This is a genomic window from Marinobacter sp. UBA3604, assembly GCF_002375325.1.
Lineage (GTDB): Bacteria > Pseudomonadota > Gammaproteobacteria > Pseudomonadales > Oleiphilaceae > Marinobacter > Marinobacter salarius.
Map to the genome: position 1 here is coordinate 56,522 of NZ_DFMB01000051.1, position 19,695 is coordinate 76,216.

The 19,695-nt window shown below is 57.9% G+C and carries 21 protein-coding genes; 5 read left to right on the top strand and 16 right to left on the bottom strand.

Features of this window, described 5'->3' with window-relative positions; genetic code table 11:
- Positions 1 to 26: 26 nt before the first annotated feature.
- From B2590_RS15420 to rpoE, 4 genes are read right to left on the bottom strand one after another with little or no spacing between them, the layout of a single operon-like run.
- Positions 27 to 485, bottom strand: coding sequence for a SoxR reducing system RseC family protein (locus B2590_RS15420; protein WP_036204183.1), 459 nt, complete (start codon positions 483 to 485; stop codon positions 27 to 29).
- Complete coding sequence (locus tag B2590_RS15425) at positions 482 to 1,531, bottom strand: MucB/RseB C-terminal domain-containing protein (RefSeq protein ID WP_414673270.1); 1,050 nt, start codon at positions 1,529 to 1,531, stop codon at positions 482 to 484. Before B2590_RS15425 ends, B2590_RS15420 begins: the two co-directional genes overlap by 4 nt.
- Positions 1,532 to 1,572: 41 nt before the next feature.
- Positions 1,573 to 2,142, bottom strand: coding sequence for a sigma-E factor negative regulatory protein (locus B2590_RS15430; protein WP_041335054.1), 570 nt, complete (start codon positions 2,140 to 2,142; stop codon positions 1,573 to 1,575).
- Between the two features lie 14 nt (positions 2,143 to 2,156).
- Complete coding sequence (rpoE, locus tag B2590_RS15435; RefSeq protein ID WP_127402363.1) at positions 2,157 to 2,774, bottom strand: RNA polymerase sigma factor RpoE; 618 nt, start codon at positions 2,772 to 2,774, stop codon at positions 2,157 to 2,159.
- A gap of 199 nt (positions 2,775 to 2,973) precedes the next feature.
- Between rpoE and nadB the strand changes: the two genes are divergently transcribed.
- The 5 genes from nadB to B2590_RS15460 all read left to right on the top strand — a co-directional run bounded on the left by nadB (position 2,974) and on the right by B2590_RS15460 (position 7,319).
- Complete coding sequence (gene nadB / locus B2590_RS15440) at positions 2,974 to 4,578, top strand: L-aspartate oxidase (RefSeq protein ID WP_177190603.1); 1,605 nt, start codon at positions 2,974 to 2,976, stop codon at positions 4,576 to 4,578.
- Between the two features lie 50 nt (positions 4,579 to 4,628).
- Entirely contained in the window at positions 4,629 to 4,883 is a 255-nt protein-coding gene (locus B2590_RS15445) for a succinate dehydrogenase assembly factor 2 (RefSeq protein WP_082040573.1), read from the top strand.
- Positions 4,867 to 5,355 carry a hypothetical protein gene (locus B2590_RS15450; RefSeq protein WP_052479541.1) on the top strand — a complete coding sequence of 163 codons (489 nt, stop codon included), beginning with the start codon at positions 4,867 to 4,869 and terminating at the stop codon, positions 5,353 to 5,355. The genes B2590_RS15445 and B2590_RS15450 overlap by 17 nt, the downstream gene beginning before the upstream one ends.
- Before the next feature lie 14 nt (positions 5,356 to 5,369).
- Positions 5,370 to 6,368 carry a YgfZ/GcvT domain-containing protein gene (locus B2590_RS15455; RefSeq protein WP_278366799.1) on the top strand — a complete coding sequence of 333 codons (999 nt, stop codon included), beginning with the start codon at positions 5,370 to 5,372 and terminating at the stop codon, positions 6,366 to 6,368.
- A 117-nt stretch (positions 6,369 to 6,485) separates the two neighbouring features.
- On the top strand, positions 6,486 to 7,319 hold the full coding sequence (locus B2590_RS15460; RefSeq protein WP_036204169.1) for an HDOD domain-containing protein: 834 nt from the start codon (positions 6,486 to 6,488) through the stop codon (positions 7,317 to 7,319).
- Positions 7,320 to 7,371: 52 nt separating this feature from the next.
- Here B2590_RS15460 and ung read toward each other — a convergent pair whose 3' ends face one another.
- From ung to rpsP, 12 genes are all read right to left on the bottom strand, one after another.
- Entirely contained in the window at positions 7,372 to 8,112 is a 741-nt protein-coding gene (gene ung, locus B2590_RS15465; RefSeq protein ID WP_036204167.1) for a uracil-DNA glycosylase, read from the bottom strand.
- A gap of 2 nt (positions 8,113 to 8,114) precedes the next feature.
- On the bottom strand, positions 8,115 to 9,647 hold the full coding sequence (lysS, locus tag B2590_RS15470) for a lysine--tRNA ligase (protein ID WP_091641866.1): 1,533 nt from the start codon (positions 9,645 to 9,647) through the stop codon (positions 8,115 to 8,117).
- Positions 9,648 to 9,698: 51 nt separating this feature from the next.
- Positions 9,699 to 10,794 (bottom strand): peptide chain release factor 2 gene (prfB, locus tag B2590_RS15475; RefSeq protein WP_126810486.1). Its coding sequence is split into 2 segments (ribosomal slippage): positions 9,699 to 10,721 and positions 10,723 to 10,794, totalling 1,095 coding nucleotides; the frame shifts between segments, so codons are not numbered across the junction.
- A 375-nt stretch (positions 10,795 to 11,169) separates the two neighbouring features.
- The gene (gene recJ, locus B2590_RS15480) at positions 11,170 to 12,903 is read right to left on the bottom strand and encodes a single-stranded-DNA-specific exonuclease RecJ (RefSeq protein WP_091641868.1); all 1,734 of its coding nucleotides are present in this window, start codon (positions 12,901 to 12,903) and stop codon (positions 11,170 to 11,172) included.
- Between the two features lie 5 nt (positions 12,904 to 12,908).
- Positions 12,909 to 14,312 carry a threonine synthase gene (gene thrC / locus B2590_RS15485; RefSeq protein WP_041333520.1) on the bottom strand — a complete coding sequence of 468 codons (1,404 nt, stop codon included), beginning with the start codon at positions 14,310 to 14,312 and terminating at the stop codon, positions 12,909 to 12,911.
- 12 nt (positions 14,313 to 14,324) lie between these two features.
- Positions 14,325 to 15,626: a homoserine dehydrogenase gene (locus B2590_RS15490; RefSeq protein WP_036204154.1), complete on the bottom strand. Its 1,302-nt coding sequence runs from the start codon at positions 15,624 to 15,626 to the stop codon at positions 14,325 to 14,327.
- A gap of 112 nt (positions 15,627 to 15,738) precedes the next feature.
- On the bottom strand, positions 15,739 to 16,482 hold the full coding sequence (locus B2590_RS15495; protein WP_286811525.1) for a DsbC family protein: 744 nt from the start codon (positions 16,480 to 16,482) through the stop codon (positions 15,739 to 15,741).
- Positions 16,483 to 16,630: 148 nt separating this feature from the next.
- Positions 16,631 to 17,563: a site-specific tyrosine recombinase XerD gene (xerD, locus tag B2590_RS15500; RefSeq protein ID WP_036204151.1), complete on the bottom strand. Its 933-nt coding sequence runs from the start codon at positions 17,561 to 17,563 to the stop codon at positions 16,631 to 16,633.
- A gap of 109 nt (positions 17,564 to 17,672) precedes the next feature.
- Complete coding sequence (gene rplS, locus B2590_RS15505) at positions 17,673 to 18,029, bottom strand: 50S ribosomal protein L19 (protein ID WP_007154388.1); 357 nt, start codon at positions 18,027 to 18,029, stop codon at positions 17,673 to 17,675.
- A gap of 26 nt (positions 18,030 to 18,055) precedes the next feature.
- Positions 18,056 to 18,814, bottom strand: a complete 759-nt coding sequence (gene trmD, locus B2590_RS15510) for a tRNA (guanosine(37)-N1)-methyltransferase TrmD (RefSeq protein ID WP_036204148.1) — start codon at positions 18,812 to 18,814, stop codon at positions 18,056 to 18,058.
- Positions 18,815 to 18,817: 3 nt separating this feature from the next.
- Positions 18,818 to 19,345, bottom strand: coding sequence for a ribosome maturation factor RimM (gene rimM / locus B2590_RS15515; protein WP_286811524.1), 528 nt, complete (start codon positions 19,343 to 19,345; stop codon positions 18,818 to 18,820).
- 32 nt (positions 19,346 to 19,377) lie between these two features.
- Positions 19,378 to 19,623 carry a 30S ribosomal protein S16 gene (gene rpsP, locus B2590_RS15520; protein ID WP_286847983.1) on the bottom strand — a complete coding sequence of 82 codons (246 nt, stop codon included), beginning with the start codon at positions 19,621 to 19,623 and terminating at the stop codon, positions 19,378 to 19,380.
- Positions 19,624 to 19,695 lie beyond the last annotated feature (72 nt).

Sequence of the window (19,695 nt, forward strand, 5' to 3'; positions counted from 1 at the left end):
TAATTTCAACAGAGCCTGTTGGAACATCATTCCGGGGAAGCGACCACCCCCTGCCTGACCTCCACCAGTGTCGGCTCCCAGGTTCCCGCTTTACGTGACTGCCCCCTGCGAGCGGCCAGGAAGCCCAGGGCAAGTCCCGCCGCAGCCCCCATCATGGCGACGGCCTCACTGGCCGCGTGGCCTGCCGACAACTGGTGCCCCAAAACAGCCCCGGCCACCATCGACACCAATGGCAGGGCGTAAACAAGCAGGGAAGCACCAAGCAGCGCGGACTCATCAATGGCCACCGTCACCTCATCACCCACCTCGGCACCAAGGCTGTTGGCCACCAGAACCTGATTGGCCCTGCCTCCTGAAACACCGGCCAGTGCACGCTGGCCACAGCCATGACGAGCCGAGCAACTTTCACAGGCGCTGGTGCGAATCGTCTGCACCCATACCCGGTCGCCGGCAACACCGACAACCCTCCCGGTTTCCGTAATCATTTCCGGCCTCCGCCGAACGCCAGGGTATCGTCAATCGTCACTGATTCGGCCACCTTACGGGCCGTCGTCGGTGGAACTTCCCCAACCACAGTCACGAAAAACGCGATGTCATCCACACTGAGCTGTTTCATGTACACCGTGGTGGCGCCAATTCGCGAAGCGCCGGTGGGCATCACCATCTTCCGTGCTGGTTCGACAAACACAGAAAAGGCTGCCAGCCCATCCGAGAACGCCACTGCCTGCCCTTTGCCTGATCGCGGGGCAGCGGCGGGAACAAAACCATCCGGGCGCCACTCAAGCGTCCAACCATCCATCCGTGCCGCGGGAGACGACGTCTGTTTCGGTTTCAATTCCCGTTTGATGGCCTCTCCCTCCGTTTGCACGATAAATTCGCTATCCGGGAGAGAGTCCGTTATTTCAAGGCTGGTGAACTGAAAATGCTCAAGCACCTCACCGCCGACGGAACGCACATGGCTCTTCACCAACAGACCGGTGGATTTTTCCAGCCATAGCTGGTGACTGTATCGAAGATCATCCCTCGCCCTGAGCCCGAGCTTGACCACATCGTAACCAGCAATACGATCATCGCCCACCAGCTCTGGCTGATACCATTGACTGACCGGCATCAACTGATGGGAAAATGCCTCGGCAAAAGGACCCGACGGAATAACCTGATCCAACTGGATGCGCCCATGGTCAGGAAGCACACAGACAACCCGCATCCCCTTTCGCACGATCTCACCGCTGGCTCCGTCCTGCAGAACCAGCCGCTCTTCCACCATGCCATCCCGATACCGGTGCGCAATCTGCATCGAACTGACCTGATCACCCCGGGCATACACAAAGACGCCGCGATAGGACGTCATGTTGAGGGCAGGACCAAGACGGTTGAGCCAATATTCGGCGCTCTGTTCATTCTTCCCGGCGCTCTCCGCCGTCTCGGCAGACACTTGCCCTGTCAGAACGGTGAGCAACGTCAACATGACCAGCCCGTGCCTGATTGCACCAGGGAATCGACTCTGGATTGCCATTGCGATTCTGCCCATCAGCCGTTTAACTCCAGCCAGTGTCCTGCAAACATGAAACGTCAATACCCTGGTCCGGACGCGCTAACGACACGCGCATAGCCAACGGAGCCTCGACCGGCTCCTACGCTGTTGTGTTGGGCGTGCTCAAGAAGATAGCGGCTAAGATGTTCCCATTGCTCCTCATCAAGTCCTTGCAATGCCACCTCCGGCACCGGCTCGACCGCCGACTCCTGCCGATCCTGTTCTTCTGAAACGCCCGCGGCTGCAATCGCTCCACCATCTTCGGCGGACTCCCAACCAGCACCGGCGCCAAAACCAATCACCGCTGCCAGTGTGACCATCGCAACCGCTGGCCAATGCCAGCTTTTGTCCCGGCGGGGCATCGAGCCGACTGTCGCAGCAGGCGATACCGCACCGCTGCCATCCAGAACATCCCTGACCCCAGCACTGACATCCACAGCCTCCGGTGCCACGCTGCCCTGATGCATGAGATCCCGCACCTGCTGCCAACGCTGCCACTGCGACCGAACCTGATCCTGCTCAGCGTGTGACAGCAGTCTGCGAACTGACAATTCATCTGCCTCGTCATCCATCATTGCCGACAGCGTTTCTTTGAGACGATCATCCATAGGATGCAACCTCATTACGTCCGGGAATCATTTAACAAAGGGCCCAGGTGGCGATCCACTGCATCCCGTGCCCTGAATATTCGTGACCTTACCGTGCCGATGGGGCACTCGAGAATACCGGCGATGTCTTCGTAACTCAGCCCGTCGTACTCCCTGAGCAAAAACGCAGATCGAAGCTCCTCCGGCAAGTTTGATATCGCCACCCTGAGCGCGCTCTGCAACTGATCCCGCTGCAACAGTTTCTCCGGTGACGCATTGTCCCTGAGTCTTGAACCGTCGTCGTAATTCTCGGCTTCCCCCGCGTCGGCACTGCCTTGCGGACGACGCCCGCGGGACTCAAGAAAATTCTTGGCCGTATTCACGGCTATACGGTACAGCCAGGTGTAGAACGCGCTGTCTCCCCGAAAACGGTCAATCGCCCGGTACGCCTTGACGAAGGTTTCCTGGGTAAGGTCCATCACCTCCTGGCTGTCGTAGACATAACGACTGATAATCGACGCAACCCTGGACTGATATTTGACAACCAGAAGATCAAAGGCGGGCCGATCACCATGACGGACCTTTCTTACCAGCTGAAGGTCTGTCTGGCTTTCGCTGCCGTCTTCCTTGTGTCTTTCTGTATCCGCATTCATAGACGGAGTGCCGGAGTTGCCATAGCGTTCGACCGTCTGGCCCACTTGCCTGCTATTCAATGGAATCATGCTGCTGTCCGGCATCCGATGAGTCTACAATGCCCCCTTTTATCCGGGAGCACCCCGTCAGGCCAAATAGACAGCGAGCGCAAAGTTTAGTTCAATACACATCCACATTATGGCCCGCGATTACGACCCGATGCCACAGTCCTACGAATTCGATGTCCTGATTGTCGGCAGCGGTGCTGCCGGCCTCACTGTTGCCCTGAATTTGCCCGAGCACCTGCAGATCGCCGTCATCAGCAAGGCCGATATCAGCAGCGGCGCAACACTCTGGGCCCAGGGCGGCATTGCCGCCGTGCTGGATGACGACGACTCTCTTGAGAATCACGTCAGCGACACCCTCAACGCCGGGGGCGGCCTCTGCCACGAGGATGCTGTCCGGTTTACGGTTGAGCATGGCCGCGAGAGCATCAACTGGCTGATCGACAGCGGCGTCACCTTTACCCGCGATGACCAGTCCCAGTACCACCTGACACGGGAGGGCGGGCATAGCCACCGCCGCATTATCCACGCGGCCGATGCCACCGGCCACGCTGTTTCCACCACCCTGACGTCCCAGGCCCAGGCGCGCCCCAACATTACCCTGATGTCCCGCCGGGTTGCCGTAGACCTGATCACCAATCGCAAGCTGGCATTGCCTGGAAACGCGTGCGTAGGCGCCTACATACTGAACCTGGAAGACAACCATGTCGAACTGTTCCGGGCCCGGTTCACTATCCTCGCCACGGGCGGCGCCAGCAAGGCGTATCGCTATACCACCAACCCGGACGGAGCTTCGGGAGACGGTATAGCCATGGCCTGGCGCGCCGGCTGCCGGGTCGGCAATATGGAATTCAACCAGTTCCACCCCACGTGCCTGTACCACCCACATGCCAAGTCGTTCCTGATTACCGAGGCAGTGAGGGGTGAAGGCGGTGTGCTGAAGCTTCCGGACGGCTCCCGCTTTATGGATCGCTTCGATGATCGAGGCGAGCTGGCGCCCCGGGATATCGTGGCCCGCGCCATCGACCACGAAATGAAACGGCTGGGTGCTGATCATCTATACCTGGACATCAGCCATAAACCGGCCGAGTTCATCAAACAGCATTTCCCAACCATTCGCGAAAAATGCCTGACGTTCGGGATTGATATCACCAAAGAACCGATCCCGGTGGTACCCGCCGCGCACTACACCTGTGGCGGCATACTCAGTGACGAACGCGCCCGCACCGACATCAACCAGCTCTATGTTGTCGGCGAGGCTGCGTTTACCGGTCTGCATGGCGCCAATCGCATGGCCAGTAACTCCCTGCTTGAATGCCTGGTCTACGGCCGTGCCGCCGCTGCGGATATAGCGCGACGGGAATCGGACATTCCTGCACCACCCCAAGCACCGGACTGGGACGAAAGCCAGGTAAGGGATTCCGACGAAGACGTGGTAATCTCCCACAACTGGGACGAACTGCGGCATTTCATGTGGGACTATGTTGGCATCGTTCGTACGACCAAACGCCTGCAGAGAGCCAAGCACCGGATTGATCTGCTGGAACGGGAAATTGGCGAGTTCTACAGCAACTACCGCGTCTCGAACGACCTGCTTGAGCTGCGCAACCTGGTGACCGTGGCGGACCTGATTATCTGTTCCGCGTTGCAGCGCCGGGAAAGTCGCGGCCTGCACTACACACTGGATTTCCCCGGACTACTCCACGAGGCAAGGGATACCGTACTGGTTCCCACCACTTACCGACGGTCGTCTCCCTGAAGGAAATGGCTCGGTCCACTCCAATGCCCACTGGTTAACTGAGAGAATCAATGTCTGACAACACCGAATTCAACCGCCTCTACTGGCACAGCCGCCGCGGCATGCTTGAACTGGACGTTTTGCTGATCCCGTTCCTTGAAAACGCCTATCGAGACCTTCCCACTGAGGACCAGGCACGGTACCAAAAGCTGATCAACTGCGAGGACACCGATATGTTCGAGTGGTTCATGCAGCGCAGCCGCCCGGAAGACCCCGACCTGCAACGCATCGTTGACCTCATACTGAACCGTGTCCAGCCGGATTGAACTGGCACTGATTCCATCCCACGCTGTCGGGTTACTGTGCACCCTGCCCTGGCTGGCGCTGACCCTGTTCGTAGCCGCCGTAGCCAGTGAGTTCAGCCCCCTCCTTCTGGTGCTGGCTATCCCCTCACTCGTGGGTGCGGTTTTCGAGTATCGCCGAACCGGCTTGCTGGTCGGTCCGGCAGCCGTAACCGAACTACGGGTTGAGGGCGAGCAATTATACGTGCGCCTTCGCTCTGGGCAGGACCGCGCTGTCCAGGTTGCGGACGAAAGTCGTCTGGGTGCCAACTTTGCGATCTTGAAACTGCAGCATTCCGGCACCATATCGTGTACATATCCTGTTGTCCTGGTTGCCGTTACGCCGCGGTTTCGCAACATCCCTTCCGATGCATTCCGCCGTTTGCGGGTCTGGCTTCGCCTGGGCCCGACCTCTGGCAGCAAGGCATCTGGTCGCCAAACGCAGGAAATCCACTGATTCTGGAGCGCTTCATGTCAGACATCGAAAGTCCGTTGGCCAACCATCCGCTTCCCCAGCCCCGCTGCGTTTTCATCTCTGACCGTGTCATGGTTCGAATAGCCGGGCCAGGCACCGACAAGTTCCTGCAGGGGCAGTTCAGCCAGCAGATCGACGATGTCACCCAGGGTCATTCGCCAAGAGCGGCAGCCTGTACACCCAAGGGGCGCGCCTATTGCCTGACCCGGTTGGTGAGGGATGGTGATGACATATTGATGGAGCTGCCAGCGAATCTCTCCGACGGCACGGTGACTCATTTGCGCAAGTACCTGATGCTGTTCCGTGGTACGTCAATGGAGGTAGAGTCGGACGCTCGGATCATCGGACTTCTGGGCGATGCCGCAGTAGAAAAACTGCTGCCAGAAGGCACCGGTGCACTGGCAGTCGCAGGCGATTCCGTGAAAATCAACGGAGGCCACGTGATACGTACGATGGACACCGCCGAGGGCATGGCTCGCTATGAACTCTGGCAAACGTGTGATCTGGACACATCGCTACAACAGGCTCTGGCGGACATTCCTGCAGCCCCCCTCGCCGATTGGCAGGCTTCCGAAATTGCTGCCGGCGTAGCATCGCTCACGGCCGCCACCACGGAGAGCTTCGTGCCGCAAATGCTGAACTGGCAGCATGTTGGAGGCATCCACTTCAAGAAAGGCTGCTACACCGGGCAGGAAGTGATCGCGCGCATGCACTTCCTGGGGCAACTCAAAAAAAGCCTTTTCCGGTATACCTGCAGCGATGCCGGCACCCTGCCTGCCCCCGGTGAGTCGCTGCTGGACGGAGATCGGTCAGTGGGAAATGTCGTGAATTCTGTTGGTTTCTCTGACGGACACTCGGAGATTCTGGCCGTTGTGCGCCACGATGCGGCGGAGAAATCATTGGTACCCGAGAGCGCCTCCGACGCGGTTCTGTCACTGCGCCCCTTGCCGTATTCTGTTCCGGAGCGTGAAAAAACCGACACGCCTGATACATAAGTTGACAGGAAGAATCCCGATAATTTGCTATAAAGTACGTCATATACATGAACATATTAGCCTTTCCGGACGTTCCTGCCGGCCAGGTGACACTTAACAGGCGGATTCAAACTGACTATGTCCAACATTGTAGAAACCATAAAAACCGACCTGACCGACGCTATTGAAAACGACAAACTGGTACTTCCGACACTTCCGGAAGTTGCGCTTCAGGTACGCGACATCGCAGAAAACGAGGACTCGGCCATTATTGACCTGGTGAAGGTCATCAGCAACGACACGGCCCTGTCAGCCCGTATCATTCGAGTCTGCAACAGCCCGCTATTTCGCGGCAGCCGGGCGATTGAGAACTTGAATATGGCGGTTGGTCGCCTGGGCATGGCTTATACCAGCAACCTGGCGATGGGTCTTGCCATGGAGCAGATGTTCCAGGCCACTTCGGACATGATCGACAAGCGCCTGCGTGCCACCTGGCAAAAGAGCACTGAGGTGGCCGGGGTGTGCCATGTGCTGGCACAGCATTACACCAATCTCAAGGCAGATCAGGCCACCCTGGCCGGGTTGGTTCACCTCATCGGGGTGTTGCCGATTCTGCGCTATGTGGAAGACCGGGATATTCAGATCAGTAGCATCATGCTGGACAATGTGATTGATGAGATTCATCCGCGTATCGGGGCGACGATTCTGCAGAAATGGGATTTCCCGAAAGAACTTCAGAATGTGCCTCTGGAATACGCGAACCTGCATCGTGAGGTGCCAGCAGCGGATTATGCGGATCTGGTGATGATTGCCAATCTGCAGTTGATTGCCGGGACAGATCATCCCTGGACGGAGGTGGACTGGAAGACAATTTCGGCGTTTGATCGTCTTGGGTTGGATCCTGAGGTGGATATGAGCGAGGAAGAGGACCTGAATGCGCAGATGGAAGCTGCTATGGCGCTTCTTCAGTAGGTTTGGGGGCTGGCCGAAGGTGGGGGCCGCTCTTTCGGGCCGCTTCATTTTTTCAGGATTGGCTCTTACCGTATTGTTCCAGCAGCTGCGATTTGTTTGGCAAAGACCAATCAACGGTCGGCAGGCCCTTCTGCTGTAACCACTCGTTGGCCCGGGAAAAATGCTTGCAGCCGAAGAAGCCGCGGTAGGCGCTTAACGGCGATGGATGTGGCCCGTCCAGTACCAGATGCTTGCTTCGGTCGATGTGCTGGCCTTTTTTCTTGGCGTAGCTTCCCCAGAGTAGAAACACCACCCCTTCACGCTCGCGGTTAATGGTTTCGATAACGCGGTCGGTGAAGGTTTCCCAGCCTTTGCCCTGGTGGGCGCCAGCCTGGCTTTGGACGACGGTGAGGACGCTGTTGAGAAGGAGCACGCCCTGCTCCGCCCAGGGTTGCAGGCAGCCGTGGTCTGGGGGCTGGATGCCGAGGTCGGCGTGGATTTCTTTGAAGATGTTGACCAGCGACGGCGGCGTGGCCACGTGCGGGCGCACGGAGAAGCACAGGCCGTGGGCCTGGCCGGGACCGTGGTAGGGGTCCTGGCCGAGGATAACCACGCGCACCTTATCCAGCGGTGTGCTGTTCAGGGCGTTGAAGCAATGCTGGCTAGCGGGGAACAAGGTCTTTCCCGCCTGCTCTTCCGCCGCGAGGAATTCAGCCAGCTGCTGCATGTAGGGCTGACGGAATTCGTCACCAAGGTGCTCCGTCCAACCTCGCCCTGATTTTAGCTGGCTTGCCAGTATCTCCACCGGCTGCATGTTCAGCCCTCGTCTTTCTTCGTTTCAGCCTTGTGCTCCGGGCGCATGGCGGGGAACAGGATAACGTCGCGAATCGAGGCGGAATCCGTCAGAAGCATGGCCAGACGGTCGATGCCAATGCCTTCACCTGCGGTTGGTGGCAGGCCATATTCCAGCGCCATGACGTAGTCTTCGTCGAAGAACATGGCTTCGTCGTCGCCGGCGTCTTTCTCGGCCACCTGATCCTGGAAGCGCTCAGCCTGGTCTTCCGCGTCGTTCAGCTCGGAGAATCCGTTGGCGATCTCGCGGCCGCCCACGAAGAATTCGAAACGCTCAGTGACGAACGTATCGTTGTCCTTGCAGCGGGCCAGCGGTGACACTTCTTTCGGGTAATCGGTAATGAATGTGGGCTGCATCAGGCGATGCTCAGCAGTCGCTTCAAAGATTTCGATCTGCACCTTGCCCAGTCCCCAGCCTTCTTTAAGGTGAATGCCCAGATCCTTCGCCACCTGTCGAGCACTGGTTTCATCGGCCAGTTGTTCGGCTTTGATATCGGGGTTGTATCGCAGGATGGCGTCCACCACGGTCAGGCGCTCGAAAGGCTTGCCGAAGTCGTACTCAATGGTTTCTTCTTCGCCATCGGACAGGGTACGGGTGTTCACCACCGTGGTGGTACCGAGTACTTTCTGGGCAATGGTGCGCAGCATGTCTTCGGTAAGGTCCATCAGGTCGTTGTAATCGGCATAGGCCTGATAGAACTCCACCATGGTGAATTCCGGGTTATGACGGGTGGAAAGCCCTTCATTACGGAAGTTGCGGTTGATTTCGAATACCCGCTCGAAACCACCGACCACCAGGCGCTTGAGGAACAGCTCCGGAGCAATACGCAGGTACATGTCGATACCCAGGGCGTTGTGGTGAGTCACGAACGGACGCGCCGTGGCACCACCAGGAATCACCTGCAACATCGGGGTTTCGACTTCCATGAAGTCTCGGTCGGTGAAGTACTGACGCATGACGCTGATAATCTTCGAACGTGCATAGAACACGCGGCGACTGTCTTCGTTCACCATCAGGTCAACGTAGCGGTGACGATACCGGGCTTCCGTGTCGGTCAGCCCCTTGTGCTTCTCCGGCAATGGACGCAGCGACTTGGTCAACAGCGTGTACTCGTCCATGCTTACATAGAGGTCACCCTTGCCTGACTTACACAGAATACCCCGCACCCCCACGATATCGCCCAGATCCCAGTGCTTGGTGTCTTTCTGGACATCTTTTGAGGCGTAGATCTGAATGCGGCCCGTCATATCCTGAACCACTTTGAATGCTTTACGATCAAGCATCATGCGGCCGGCAACAGCCACCTGAATGCCCATCTCAGCCAGCTCTTCCTTGCTCTTGTCGCCATATTTGGCCAAAAGCTCGGCCGCGGTTGCGTCGCGACGGAAGTTGTTGGGAAAGGCATTGCCCTGATCACGCATCTCCGCCAACTTGGCGCGACGCTCGGCAATCAGCTTGTTGTCCTCTGGCTGTGCATTCGGGGTGTGTTCAGTCATGTTGGCTCGCAAAATCGGGAATTGTCCGGGTTAGCATGGCAAAGGCGCTGTTTACAGCGCCATCTTCAGGCTGGCTTCGATGAACTTGTCGATGTCACCGTCCAGCACCGACTGGGTATTGCTGGTTTCCACCTTGGTGCGTAAGTCCTTGATACGGCTGTCGTCCAGCACGTAGGAGCGGATCTGGCTGCCCCAGCCGATATCCGCCTTGGCATCCTCAGCCTTCTGTTTCTCGGCGTTACGCTCCTGCATCTCACGCTCAAACAGCTTCGCTTTCAGCTGTTTCATGGCCTGGTCTTTGTTCTGATGCTGGCTTCGGCCAGCCTGACAGGCCACGACAATACCAGTGGGATTGTGAGTCAGACGCACAGCAGATTCGGTCCGGTTTACGTGCTGACCACCCGCACCCGAGGCGCGATAGACGTCGACACGAAGGTCTGCCGGATTGATTTCAATCTCGAAGCTGTCGTCCACTTCCGGTGAGACAAAGACGGATGAGAACGACGTGTGACGGCGGTTGCCGGAATCAAACGGCGACTTTCGCACCAGACGATGCACACCGGTTTCCGTGCGCAACCAACCAAACGCATAGTCGCCCTGGATGTGGATGGTCGCACTCTTGATGCCAGCCACATCGCCTTCCTGCAACTCGACGATCTCGGCTTTGAACCCACGACGCTCCGCCCAACGCAGGTACATACGCAGCAGCATATTGCCCCAGTCCTGGGCCTCAGTACCGCCCGAGCCGGCCTGGATGTCCAGGTAAGCGTTGTTGGCGTCCATCTCGCCGGAGAACATGCGGCGGAATTCGAGCTTCTCGAGCTCTTTGTCAAGCCCGGCCAGATCGGCTTCGATCTCCGCGGCCGTGCCCTCGTCCTCTTCCTCGTCCGCAATTTCGAGCAGACCCTCGGCGTCTTCAAGGCCGGAGGTGAGGTTGTCGATGGTACGAACAATCAATTCAAGATCGGAACGTTCCTTGCCCAGCGCCTGAGCCCGTTCGGGGTCTTCCCATACGGAAGGCACTTCCAGCTCACGCTCAACTTCGGTCAGTCTTTCACTACGCTGATCGTAGTCAAAGATACCCCCTGAGCGCTTCAGTGCGCTCACGAAGGTCTTTTATCTTCGTAACAATGGGATTGATTTCCATGAAATCTTTACTCTCGCTCGGAAAATGAATGCGATCAAAATCAGACGCGAGATTCTACCGGAAATCTGTTCTTAAATCAGCCGGTGGGTTTTTGACTGGGTGCATGCATTGGTCGGCGACGCCCTTCCAGGATACGCGGTGAATACATCCATGTACGCTCGACAAAAACATCCATGTTTTTGACGATCCTGAAAGGGCGTCACCGACCAATGCCTAAACCACGAGTTATCGCCACAAACGTATGAATACGGAGCGATCTCTCAGGTTTGATCGGCATGGGGGTGGGGGTCTTTTTCTGTCGGGAAAAGGTGTCTGAGCGAAGCGAGTTTTTTTCCCAGAAGAAAAAGACCCCCACCCCTGTGCCAGACGCCTAAGTCAGCCCAGCGGCTCCAGATAATCCACCAAAAGCTGCAGGTTAGTACGCCCACGAAAGGTATTTGCATCAGGTTTGTAAACCACCCGCGCACCAGTCCTGGTGTAGTCGGGCACTTCCGGCCCGGTGTTGAAGGCGATGCCATCGATGATGGCGCCGCCCTCTTCCGGCTGGAGCACCAGCTTCAGGTGGTTCTCGCCAACGATGCGCTGGCTGACCACACGGAAGTTGCCGTCAAACAGGGGCTCCGGGAAATGCTGCCCCCAGGGACCGGCACGCTTTAACAGGGTGGCGGTTTCCAGGTGAAGCTCGTCCGGGCTCAGGGGGCCATCGGTGGTAATGGCCGCCTCAAGGTCTTCCGCCCGCAGGGTATCGCGGACCGCCCGGTCGAACGCATCACTGAACGCATCCAGATCACCGCGGGACAGAGTCATGCCTGCCGCCATGGCATGGCCGCCGAATTTTTTCATCATCCCCGGGTGCCTGGCATCAACCACGGCGAGCACGTCTCGGATATGCAGGCCAGGGATGGAACGGGCGGAACCCTTGATGTCCTCGCCGTTGTCGTCGGGGGCGAACGCAATCGTCGGGCGGTGGGTCTGCTCGCGGATACGGGCCGCCAGAATGCCGATCACACCCTGGTGCCAGTCGGTGTCAAACAGGGCCAGGCCCCACGGCAGGCCCTCGATGTCCAGCGACATGGACGCCAGCAGATCCTGGGCCTGGGTTTTCATGTCTTTTTCGATGGTACGACGTTCACGGTTGAAGGTATCCAGTTCACGGGCCAGGCGCTGGGCTTCGTCACGGCTGTCCGCCAGCAGGCAGGCAATGCCCACGCTCATATCGTCCAGGCGACCGGCAGCATTCAGCCTTGGGCCAACCACAAACCCGAGATCCGTGGAGCTGATTTCGCTGTGGTCGCGGCCTGCCACTTCCAGCAGCGCCAGAATACCGGGGCGGGCCTCCCCCTGGCGGATGCGGCGCAGGCCCTGTTCCACAAAGATGCGGTTGTTATGGTCCAGGGGAACAACGTCCGCTACAGTGCCAAGCGCCACAAGATCCAACAGATTGCCGAGATTAGGTTGCGGCTCTGGCAACAGGCCCTGCTCACGCAGATGCTTTCGAAGAGCCGTCAGCACATAGAACATCACACCCACGCCCGCCGCGTTCTTGCTCAAGAAGGGGCAGCCGGGCTGGTTGGGGTTCACGATGGCGTCCGCCTCAGGCAGGGTTTCACCGGCCAGGTGATGATCGGTCACAACCACCCGGATGCCCAGTTCCCGGGCTGCGCGAACACCTTCCACGGCGGAAATACCGTTGTCCACGGTCACCAGCAGGTCCGGCAGCGCACCCTCATCTCTCAACCGGTGGATAATGCCCGGCGTCAATCCATAACCGTCGGAAAACCGGCTGGGCACACGGAAGTCAATATCGTTCAGCCCCAGCATCCCCAATCCCAGCATGGCAACTGCCGTGCTGGTGGCGCCGTCGGCGTCGAAGTCCCCAAGCACCAGCACTCGCTGCTGACTGGTGATGGCTTCCGCCAGGAGCGCAACGGCACGGTCGACACCTCTTAGATCCATGGGCGATGCCAGGTGTTTCAGTGTGTAGGTGAGTTGGTCATCGGAAGTCACGCCACGGGCGGCGTATAGACGGCGAAGCAGTGGGGGCAGATTCTGGCCCCAGTCCGGAGTGGTGTCCGGGCTGGGGCGACGAAGGATTTTTTTGGGCGTCATACCACTCAGGTATTTTTCCAGTGTTTGGCGATAAAGTCCTGCACGGCGGACAGGTCATTATCCAAAACGGTGTATCGCTCCTCCCGTTCGAACAAATCCGACATATGCACCGGCAGGGACGGCTCGGCTTTAACACCTGAGCGCAACACGGCATCCGGGAACTTGGCCGGATGCGCAGTACCCAGGGTAATCATCGGTACCGCCGGGTCGCGACGACAGTTTCGGGCCGCACGCACGCCGATGGCGGTATGGGGGTCGAGCAAGTACTCGTTCTGGTCAAACACCTCACGGATGGTGTCTGTGGTGCCCTCATCACCCACCGCGTCACTGTCAAACAGTTTGCGAGCGTGCTTCCAGCGGTAATCTTCAATGCTGACTGGGCCCTTGGTGGCATTCTCCAACAGGTCCTTTACCGCAGCCCCGTCGCGGCCGTGCAGGTCGAACAACAGGCGCTCGAAATTGCTGGACACCATGATATCCATGCTTGGTGACAAGGTATGCTCAAGCTGGAGCTGCTCGTAGCGATTGCCACTCATAAAGCGATGCAGGATGTCGTTACGGTTGGTGGCGATCACCAACTGGGAGATCGGCAAACCCATTTTCTTGGCCAGATAACCCGCGAAGATATCGCCGAAGTTACCCGTGGGCACCGAGAAAGCCATACTCCGATCCGGACCGCCGAGCGCCAGGGAAGCATGAAAGTAGTAGACGATCTGAGCCATGATACGGGCCCAGTTAATGGAATTCACCGCCGCAAGCTGGGTTTGACCACCGAGGAACGACTGGTCACCAAAGCTCGCCTTCACCATGCGCTGGCAGTCATCAAAGTTGCCGCGCACCGCGATGTTATGGATATTGTCACCCTTCACGGTGGTCATCTGGCGACGCTGCACCTCGGACACCCGTTCATGGGGATGCAGGATGAAAATGTCGACGTGTTCGCATCGGCGGCACCCCTCAATGGCGGCGGAGCCGGTATCACCGGACGTTGCCCCCATGATCACCACGTGCTGCTTGCGTTTCTCCAACACGTAGTCCAACAGGCGCCCCAGCAGTTGCAGGGCAAAATCCTTGAACGCCAGGGTTGGGCCACGGAAAAGCTCCATGACCCACTCATTGGTGTCCAACTGAACCAGCGGGGCCACCGCTTTATGGGCAAATACATCACCGTAGGTCTCGTCCAGCATCCTGCGGAAATCCTCCGCAGGAATCGCATCGTCGACAAACGGGTGCATTACCTTGAAAGCGAGCTCGCTGTAGGAAAGCCCACGCCAGCTTCGAATTTCTTCCAGGCTGAAATGAGGCAACGATTCCGGGACATACAGGCCACCGTCGGTGGCCAGGCCTGTCAGCAGGACGTCTTCAAAGCCCAGGGCGGGAGCTTCGCCCCGTGTACTGATGTATCTCACCTTGCGTTCCTGTCAGTTAAAGTTTTCGGCGCGGATACGGACGACTTTTTCGTCGATATCGCTCAGGGCTTCCAGCTCTTCAATAGCGCGGTTGATCTGTCGCTCCTGGACCGTGTGGGTCAGGATAATTACCGGGATGCGGCCATCTTTCAGCTCCGATTCCTTCTGCATAATGGACTCGATGTTGATGCCGTGCTCACTGAGAATGGAAGCGACTTTCGCCAGCACGCCGGGACGGTCCAGCGCCTGTATGCGCAGGTAATAGGCGGACTGAACATCCTCCATCGGCAGCACCGGCAGATCTTCCATTGCCGCAGGCTCGAAGCCAAGGTAGGGAACCCGCTGGTTGCTCTTGGCAGCCACGGAACGGGCCGCGTCGATGATATCGGCGATAACCGCTGATGCCGTGGCCTCATCGCCGGCGCCGGGGCCGTAATACATGGTCTGGCCAACGGCATCGCCGTCCACCAGGACCGCGTTCAACACACCATCCACCTGTGCAATGAGATGGCTGCGTGGAACCAGCGTGGGATGCACACGCAACTCGATGCCCTCATCGCGGCGACGCGCGATCCCCAGGTGCTTGATGCGATAACCAAGAATTTCCGCGTGAGCGATGTCGTAAGGGGTGATTTCCGAAATCCCCTCGGTGTAGGCTTTTTCAAATTGCAGCGGCACACCAAAGCCTGCAGAGGCCAGGATCGTCAATTTGTGTGCAGCGTCAATGCCTTCCACATCGAAGGTCGGGTCCGCCTCGGCATACCCCAGGTCCTGGGCTTCTTTCAGCACTTCAGCGAACTCACGACCGGCGCGCATCTCGGTGAGAATATAGTTACCGGTGCCGTTGATGATGCCGGCGATCCAGTCAACGCGGTTGGCGGCCATGCCTTCGCGAACAGCCTTGATGACGGGGATACCGCCAGCAACACCAGCCTCGTAGGAAACGATCACATTCTGCTTCGCCGCTGCCTCGAAAATCTCGTTGCCATGGACCGCAATCAACGCCTTGTTGGCGGTGACTACGTGCTTGCCATTTCGGATGGCAGCCAGCACCAGCTCCCGGGCGGTTTCGTAACCACCAATCAATTCGACCACAACATCCACAGACGGGTCGTTCACCACGTCAAAAATGTCGGTACTGAACGGGATATCCCCCAGATCAATATCATTGCGCGGGGTGCGTGTCGCCACCCGGGCAATACGGAGATTGAAACCTGTCCGGCCTGTGATCAGGCTGGCATTACGGGTCAGTACGTTGAACGTACCACCACCGACTGTTCCCAGTCCGCAGATTCCGACATTGACGTCTTTCAAGCTTTCACCTCTGTTCCCGATGGGTTGCTGTGGGGAGCGATAGTATAACGGTTAACGGGCGCCCGAATAAGCCCCGCCTGATGAACAGGCAAACAAGGCATTCCGTAGCCTATCAGAGCAGCCCCAGGCCTTCAGCCAGTTTTTCAGACGGCACGTAACCACGCACCATATTACCGTCTTCCAATACGATCGCCGGGGTACCCGTCACACCGACGCGACTACCCAGCTCGAATTGCTCCCTGACCGGGTTCTCGCAGCTCTGATCATCCACGGATCGACCCTGCTTGGCGGCATTCATGGCAGCCTGCGGATCATCGGAACACCAGACGGAAATATACTTGCGAAAAGAGGGCGTATTGGGGCCGGAACGGGGAAAGCCATAGTAATTGACAGTAATACCCAATTCGTTCAGTCGCGGAACCTCGTCATGCAGCTTGCGGCAGTATGGGCAATCGATATCGGTGAACACAGCAATAGAAGCCTTTTCGGTGCCCTTGGCCGGAAAACTGATCAGCCCCTCATCACCGAACTCGTCCATGGTTTGAGCGCGCTGGGACGCCCTGCCCTGTTCAGAGATATTGGCAATACCGTTCGCGGTCACTTTCAGCAGGTCGCCGGTCAGGAGGTACTGACCATCGGCCGTTGTGAAAATGGTATCGCCGTTATTACTGTACACCTCGTACAAACCCTCAGCCTCCGACTTGCGGACATCGGATATCTTCAGCCCCGGAATCGCTGCGGTGAGTTTGTCGGAAATCGCATCCTCGACCTCGCCCGCATGAGCAGTGTGAGCGCCAGCCGCCAGAGCCGCGAGCACCAGTGGCAGCATGGGTTTAAACAAGTTCTTTATCAGCATATTGGTTTCCAGTTTTCCAGAATCACGAAGGTATATAGCCTGTGAGACGGCGAATTCCGCCGAGTTTGTGCGACACCGCTGCCCGCAAAAAGTTCAGTGTACCAAGCGCCATGCCCGCCGACTAACCCGGGATGTTACGACACTCTAACTAACCGCGCGGATGGTGAGCCTGATGCAGCGATTGTAATCGCTGACGTGCCACATGGGTGTATATCTGGGTTGTCGATAAGTCCGAATGCCCAAGTAACATCTGGACCACCCGTAAGTCGGCACCATGATTCAACAGATGCGTCGCAAAGGCATGGCGAAGAGTATGGGGTGACAGATGCTTGCGAATTCCAGCACGGAGTGCGTAATGTTTGATCCGATGCCAGAAGGTCTGCCGCGTCATCGCAGCGGGACGGTTACCCGGAAACAGTGCGTTGCTGGCCCGCCCCTTGAGAAGCTCACCTCGCCCCTCCCTCATGTAACGTACCAGCCAATCAACTGCCTCTTCACCAAGCGGAACCAGGCGCTCCTTGTTTCCCTTGCCAACAATCCTGATCACCCCCTGGCGCAGGTTCACCTCATCCACCGTTAAAGCCACAAGCTCCGAAACCCGCAAACCGCAGCCGTACAGGATTTCCATCATCGCCTTGTCGCGAAGCTCAATGGGCACTTCAGGATCGGGTTCCGACAACAGGTTTTCCACGTCGTCTTCCGACAAAGAATCCGGCAACCGTCGAGGAAGGCGGGGGCTATCTATTCGCAGTGTAGGGTCTTCAGCGATCACGCCTTCTCGCAAAAGGTAGCGGAAAAAACGACGAAGACCGGAGAGGCGACGGGCAGCCGTGGAGGTTTTGAAACCATCAGACAACCCACGGGATATCCAGCCCAGCAAGTCGGTCCGGCGCACCTCGGTCAGCAGGGGCGTTCCCGGCTGCTCCTGCAGCCAGGCCGCCAACCGCTCAAGATCACTGCGGTACGCCTGACGGGTTTTTTCGCCCAAGCCATCTTCAAGCCAGATGGCATCGGTGAAGCGCACAATGACCGCTTCATCCTGCGATCTAAGCTCAACTCTGGAGGTGGGTTTCCGGGGCATGGCGGCCTACTCGAAACGAAACGGGCACGAAAAGTTCCGGCAACCGGATACGAAAAAGGCAGCCTTGGGCTGCCTTTTCCTGACGAACTGTACCAGCAACTTCTGCTGATCAGCCCAGCTTTTCCTTGATACGAGCTGCCTTGCCAGACAGGTCGCGCAGGTAGTAAAGCTTAGCCTGGCGAACGTCACCACGACGCTTCACACTGATGCTGTCGATCAGCTTGGAGAAGGTCTGGAAGGTACGCTCAACACCCACACCGTAGGACACTTTCCGTACAGTGAAGGAAGAGTTCATGCCACGGTTGCGCTTGCCGATCACAACGCCTTCGAACGCCTGCAGACGCTCACGGTTGCCCTCGGTAACGCGAACCTGGATTACCACGGTATCACCCGGCGCAAAGGCAGGGATTTCCTTGGTCATCTGCTCTGATTCAATTTGACTGATGATGTTGTTCTTGCCGCTCATCGTATGTGCTCCTGATACCCAATCTTTTAATGCCCTGATGATTCAGAGGCACCCGGTTCGTTCAAAATCTCTTCCAGCAGCTCACGCTCTTCGTCCGTAAACACCCGCTTATCCAGCAGGTCGGGGCGTCGCTCCCGGGTTCGCCTCAACGACTGTTTCAGCCGCCAACGCCGGATCTGATCATGGTGACCGCCTAACAAAACATCCGGCACAGCCTGACCTTCGTAAACCTCCGGCCGGGTGTAGTGCGGACAATCCAGCAAACCGTCAGCAAAGGAATCCTGCTCTGCCGACTGCGCATGACCCAGCGCTCCGGGGATGAGGCGTGTAACCGCATCAATGACAGCCATGGCCGCCAACTCGCCACCGGAAAGCACGAAATCTCCCAGTGACACCTCCCGATCGACTTCCGCCGATATCAGGCGCTCATCAACACCCTCATATCGCCCAGCGACGAGAATAAGACTCTCTTCCGCTGCCAGCGATTCAACCACGCCCTGATTCATCGCCTCCCCCTGGGGAGACAGATAAACCACGCAGGCGCGTCCGGGTGCAGACTCCCTTGCCGCATGGATGGCATCCCGTAGTGGCTGAATTTTCATCAGCATACCGGGGCCTCCACCGTAAGGCCGGTCGTCTACCGTTCGGTGACGATCATGAGTGAATTCCCGAGGATTCCAGGCCGTGAACGTCAACAGACCATCACGAACGGCCCTTCCGGTAATCCCGTAATCCGTCACCGCAGCGTACATCTCCGGGAACAGACTGACTGCGCCAATCCACACCCGTCAGAACTCCGGATCCCAGTCGGCCACCAAACGCGAGCCGGCCAGATCCACACTCCGGATTACCTGGTCCGGAAGATAGGGAATCAGCCGCTCGCGCTGGTCAATGGAGGCGTCGGTTGCCCGCACCACCAGGACGTCGTTGGAGCCTGTTTCTATCAGATGATGCACCTTACCCAGGCACTCATCTTCTGTCGTGAAAACGTCAAGGCCTTCCAGTTGATGCCAGTAGTACTCCCCTTCGGGAAGCTGCGGCAATTCCTCGGTAGACACGATAACGTCGGCACCACAGTAACTGTGGGCCACTTCACGATCATCAATACCTTTTAACCTGACGACGATCCCCTGGCCTTGCCGGCGACCTTCCTCAAGCCTGGCCGGGATACGCTTGCCGTTGTGGACCAAGGTCCAGTCGCGGTAGTTCAGTATTCCGTCCTTGGGGTCAGTGTAGGAGTAGACTTTAAGCCACCCCTTGACCCCAAACACCGAGGTAATCTGACCAATCACAGTTTCCTGCGAGTGTTGAGCCATACCCTAACCCCGGTGGTGAAACGTTCTTTCAATTACTCTGCCGCAGCGCCTTTCAGCAGCTGTGCAACGCGCTCGCTGGTCTGGGCGCCTTGACCCAGCCAATGATCGACGCGATCACGATCAATACGCAGACGCTCTTCCTGGCCACGGGCAACCGGGTTGAAGAAACCGACGCGCTCGATAAAACGACCGTCGCGGGATTTGCGGCTGTCTGTCACTGTCAGATGGTAGAACGGGCGCTTCTTGGAGCCGCCACGAGCCAAACGGATTATTACCATTTCGACCAATATCCTGTTCTGTTGTACGAACTTTGTACGATTCACACCCGCCAAGCTTCAGAAAACACTGGC

Bases quoted from the DNA above. Each gene is read 5' to 3' on its own strand.
- B2590_RS15445 (WP_082040573.1), top strand. From the start codon at position 4,629: ATGTCTGACAACACCGAATTCAACCGCCTCTACTGGCACAGCCGCCGC.
- B2590_RS15460 (WP_036204169.1), top strand. From the start codon at position 6,486: ATGTCCAACATTGTAGAAACCATAAAAACCGACCTGACCGACGCTATT.
- recJ (WP_091641868.1), bottom strand. From the start codon at position 12,903: ATGACGCCCAAAAAAATCCTTCGTCGCCCCAGCCCGGACACCACTCCG.
- ung (WP_036204167.1), bottom strand. From the start codon at position 8,112: ATGCAGCCGGTGGAGATACTGGCAAGCCAGCTAAAATCAGGGCGAGGT.
- B2590_RS15455 (WP_278366799.1), top strand. From the start codon at position 5,370: ATGTCAGACATCGAAAGTCCGTTGGCCAACCATCCGCTTCCCCAGCCC.
- B2590_RS15430 (WP_041335054.1), bottom strand. From the start codon at position 2,142: ATGGATGATCGTCTCAAAGAAACGCTGTCGGCAATGATGGATGACGAG.
- rimM (WP_286811524.1), bottom strand. From the start codon at position 19,345: ATGGCTCAACACTCGCAGGAAACTGTGATTGGTCAGATTACCTCGGTG.
- rplS (WP_007154388.1), bottom strand. From the start codon at position 18,029: ATGAGCGGCAAGAACAACATCATCAGTCAAATTGAATCAGAGCAGATG.
- lysS (WP_091641866.1), bottom strand. From the start codon at position 9,647: ATGACTGAACACACCCCGAATGCACAGCCAGAGGACAACAAGCTGATT.
- rpoE (WP_127402363.1), bottom strand. From the start codon at position 2,774: ATGAATGCGGATACAGAAAGACACAAGGAAGACGGCAGCGAAAGCCAG.
- rpsP (WP_286847983.1), bottom strand. From the start codon at position 19,623: ATGGTAATAATCCGTTTGGCTCGTGGCGGCTCCAAGAAGCGCCCGTTC.
- B2590_RS15495 (WP_286811525.1), bottom strand. From the start codon at position 16,482: ATGCTGATAAAGAACTTGTTTAAACCCATGCTGCCACTGGTGCTCGCG.
- xerD (WP_036204151.1), bottom strand. From the start codon at position 17,563: ATGCCCCGGAAACCCACCTCCAGAGTTGAGCTTAGATCGCAGGATGAA.
- B2590_RS15425 (WP_414673270.1), bottom strand. From the start codon at position 1,531: ATGGGCAGAATCGCAATGGCAATCCAGAGTCGATTCCCTGGTGCAATC.
- nadB (WP_177190603.1), top strand. From the start codon at position 2,974: ATGCCACAGTCCTACGAATTCGATGTCCTGATTGTCGGCAGCGGTGCT.
- B2590_RS15420 (WP_036204183.1), bottom strand. From the start codon at position 485: ATGATTACGGAAACCGGGAGGGTTGTCGGTGTTGCCGGCGACCGGGTA.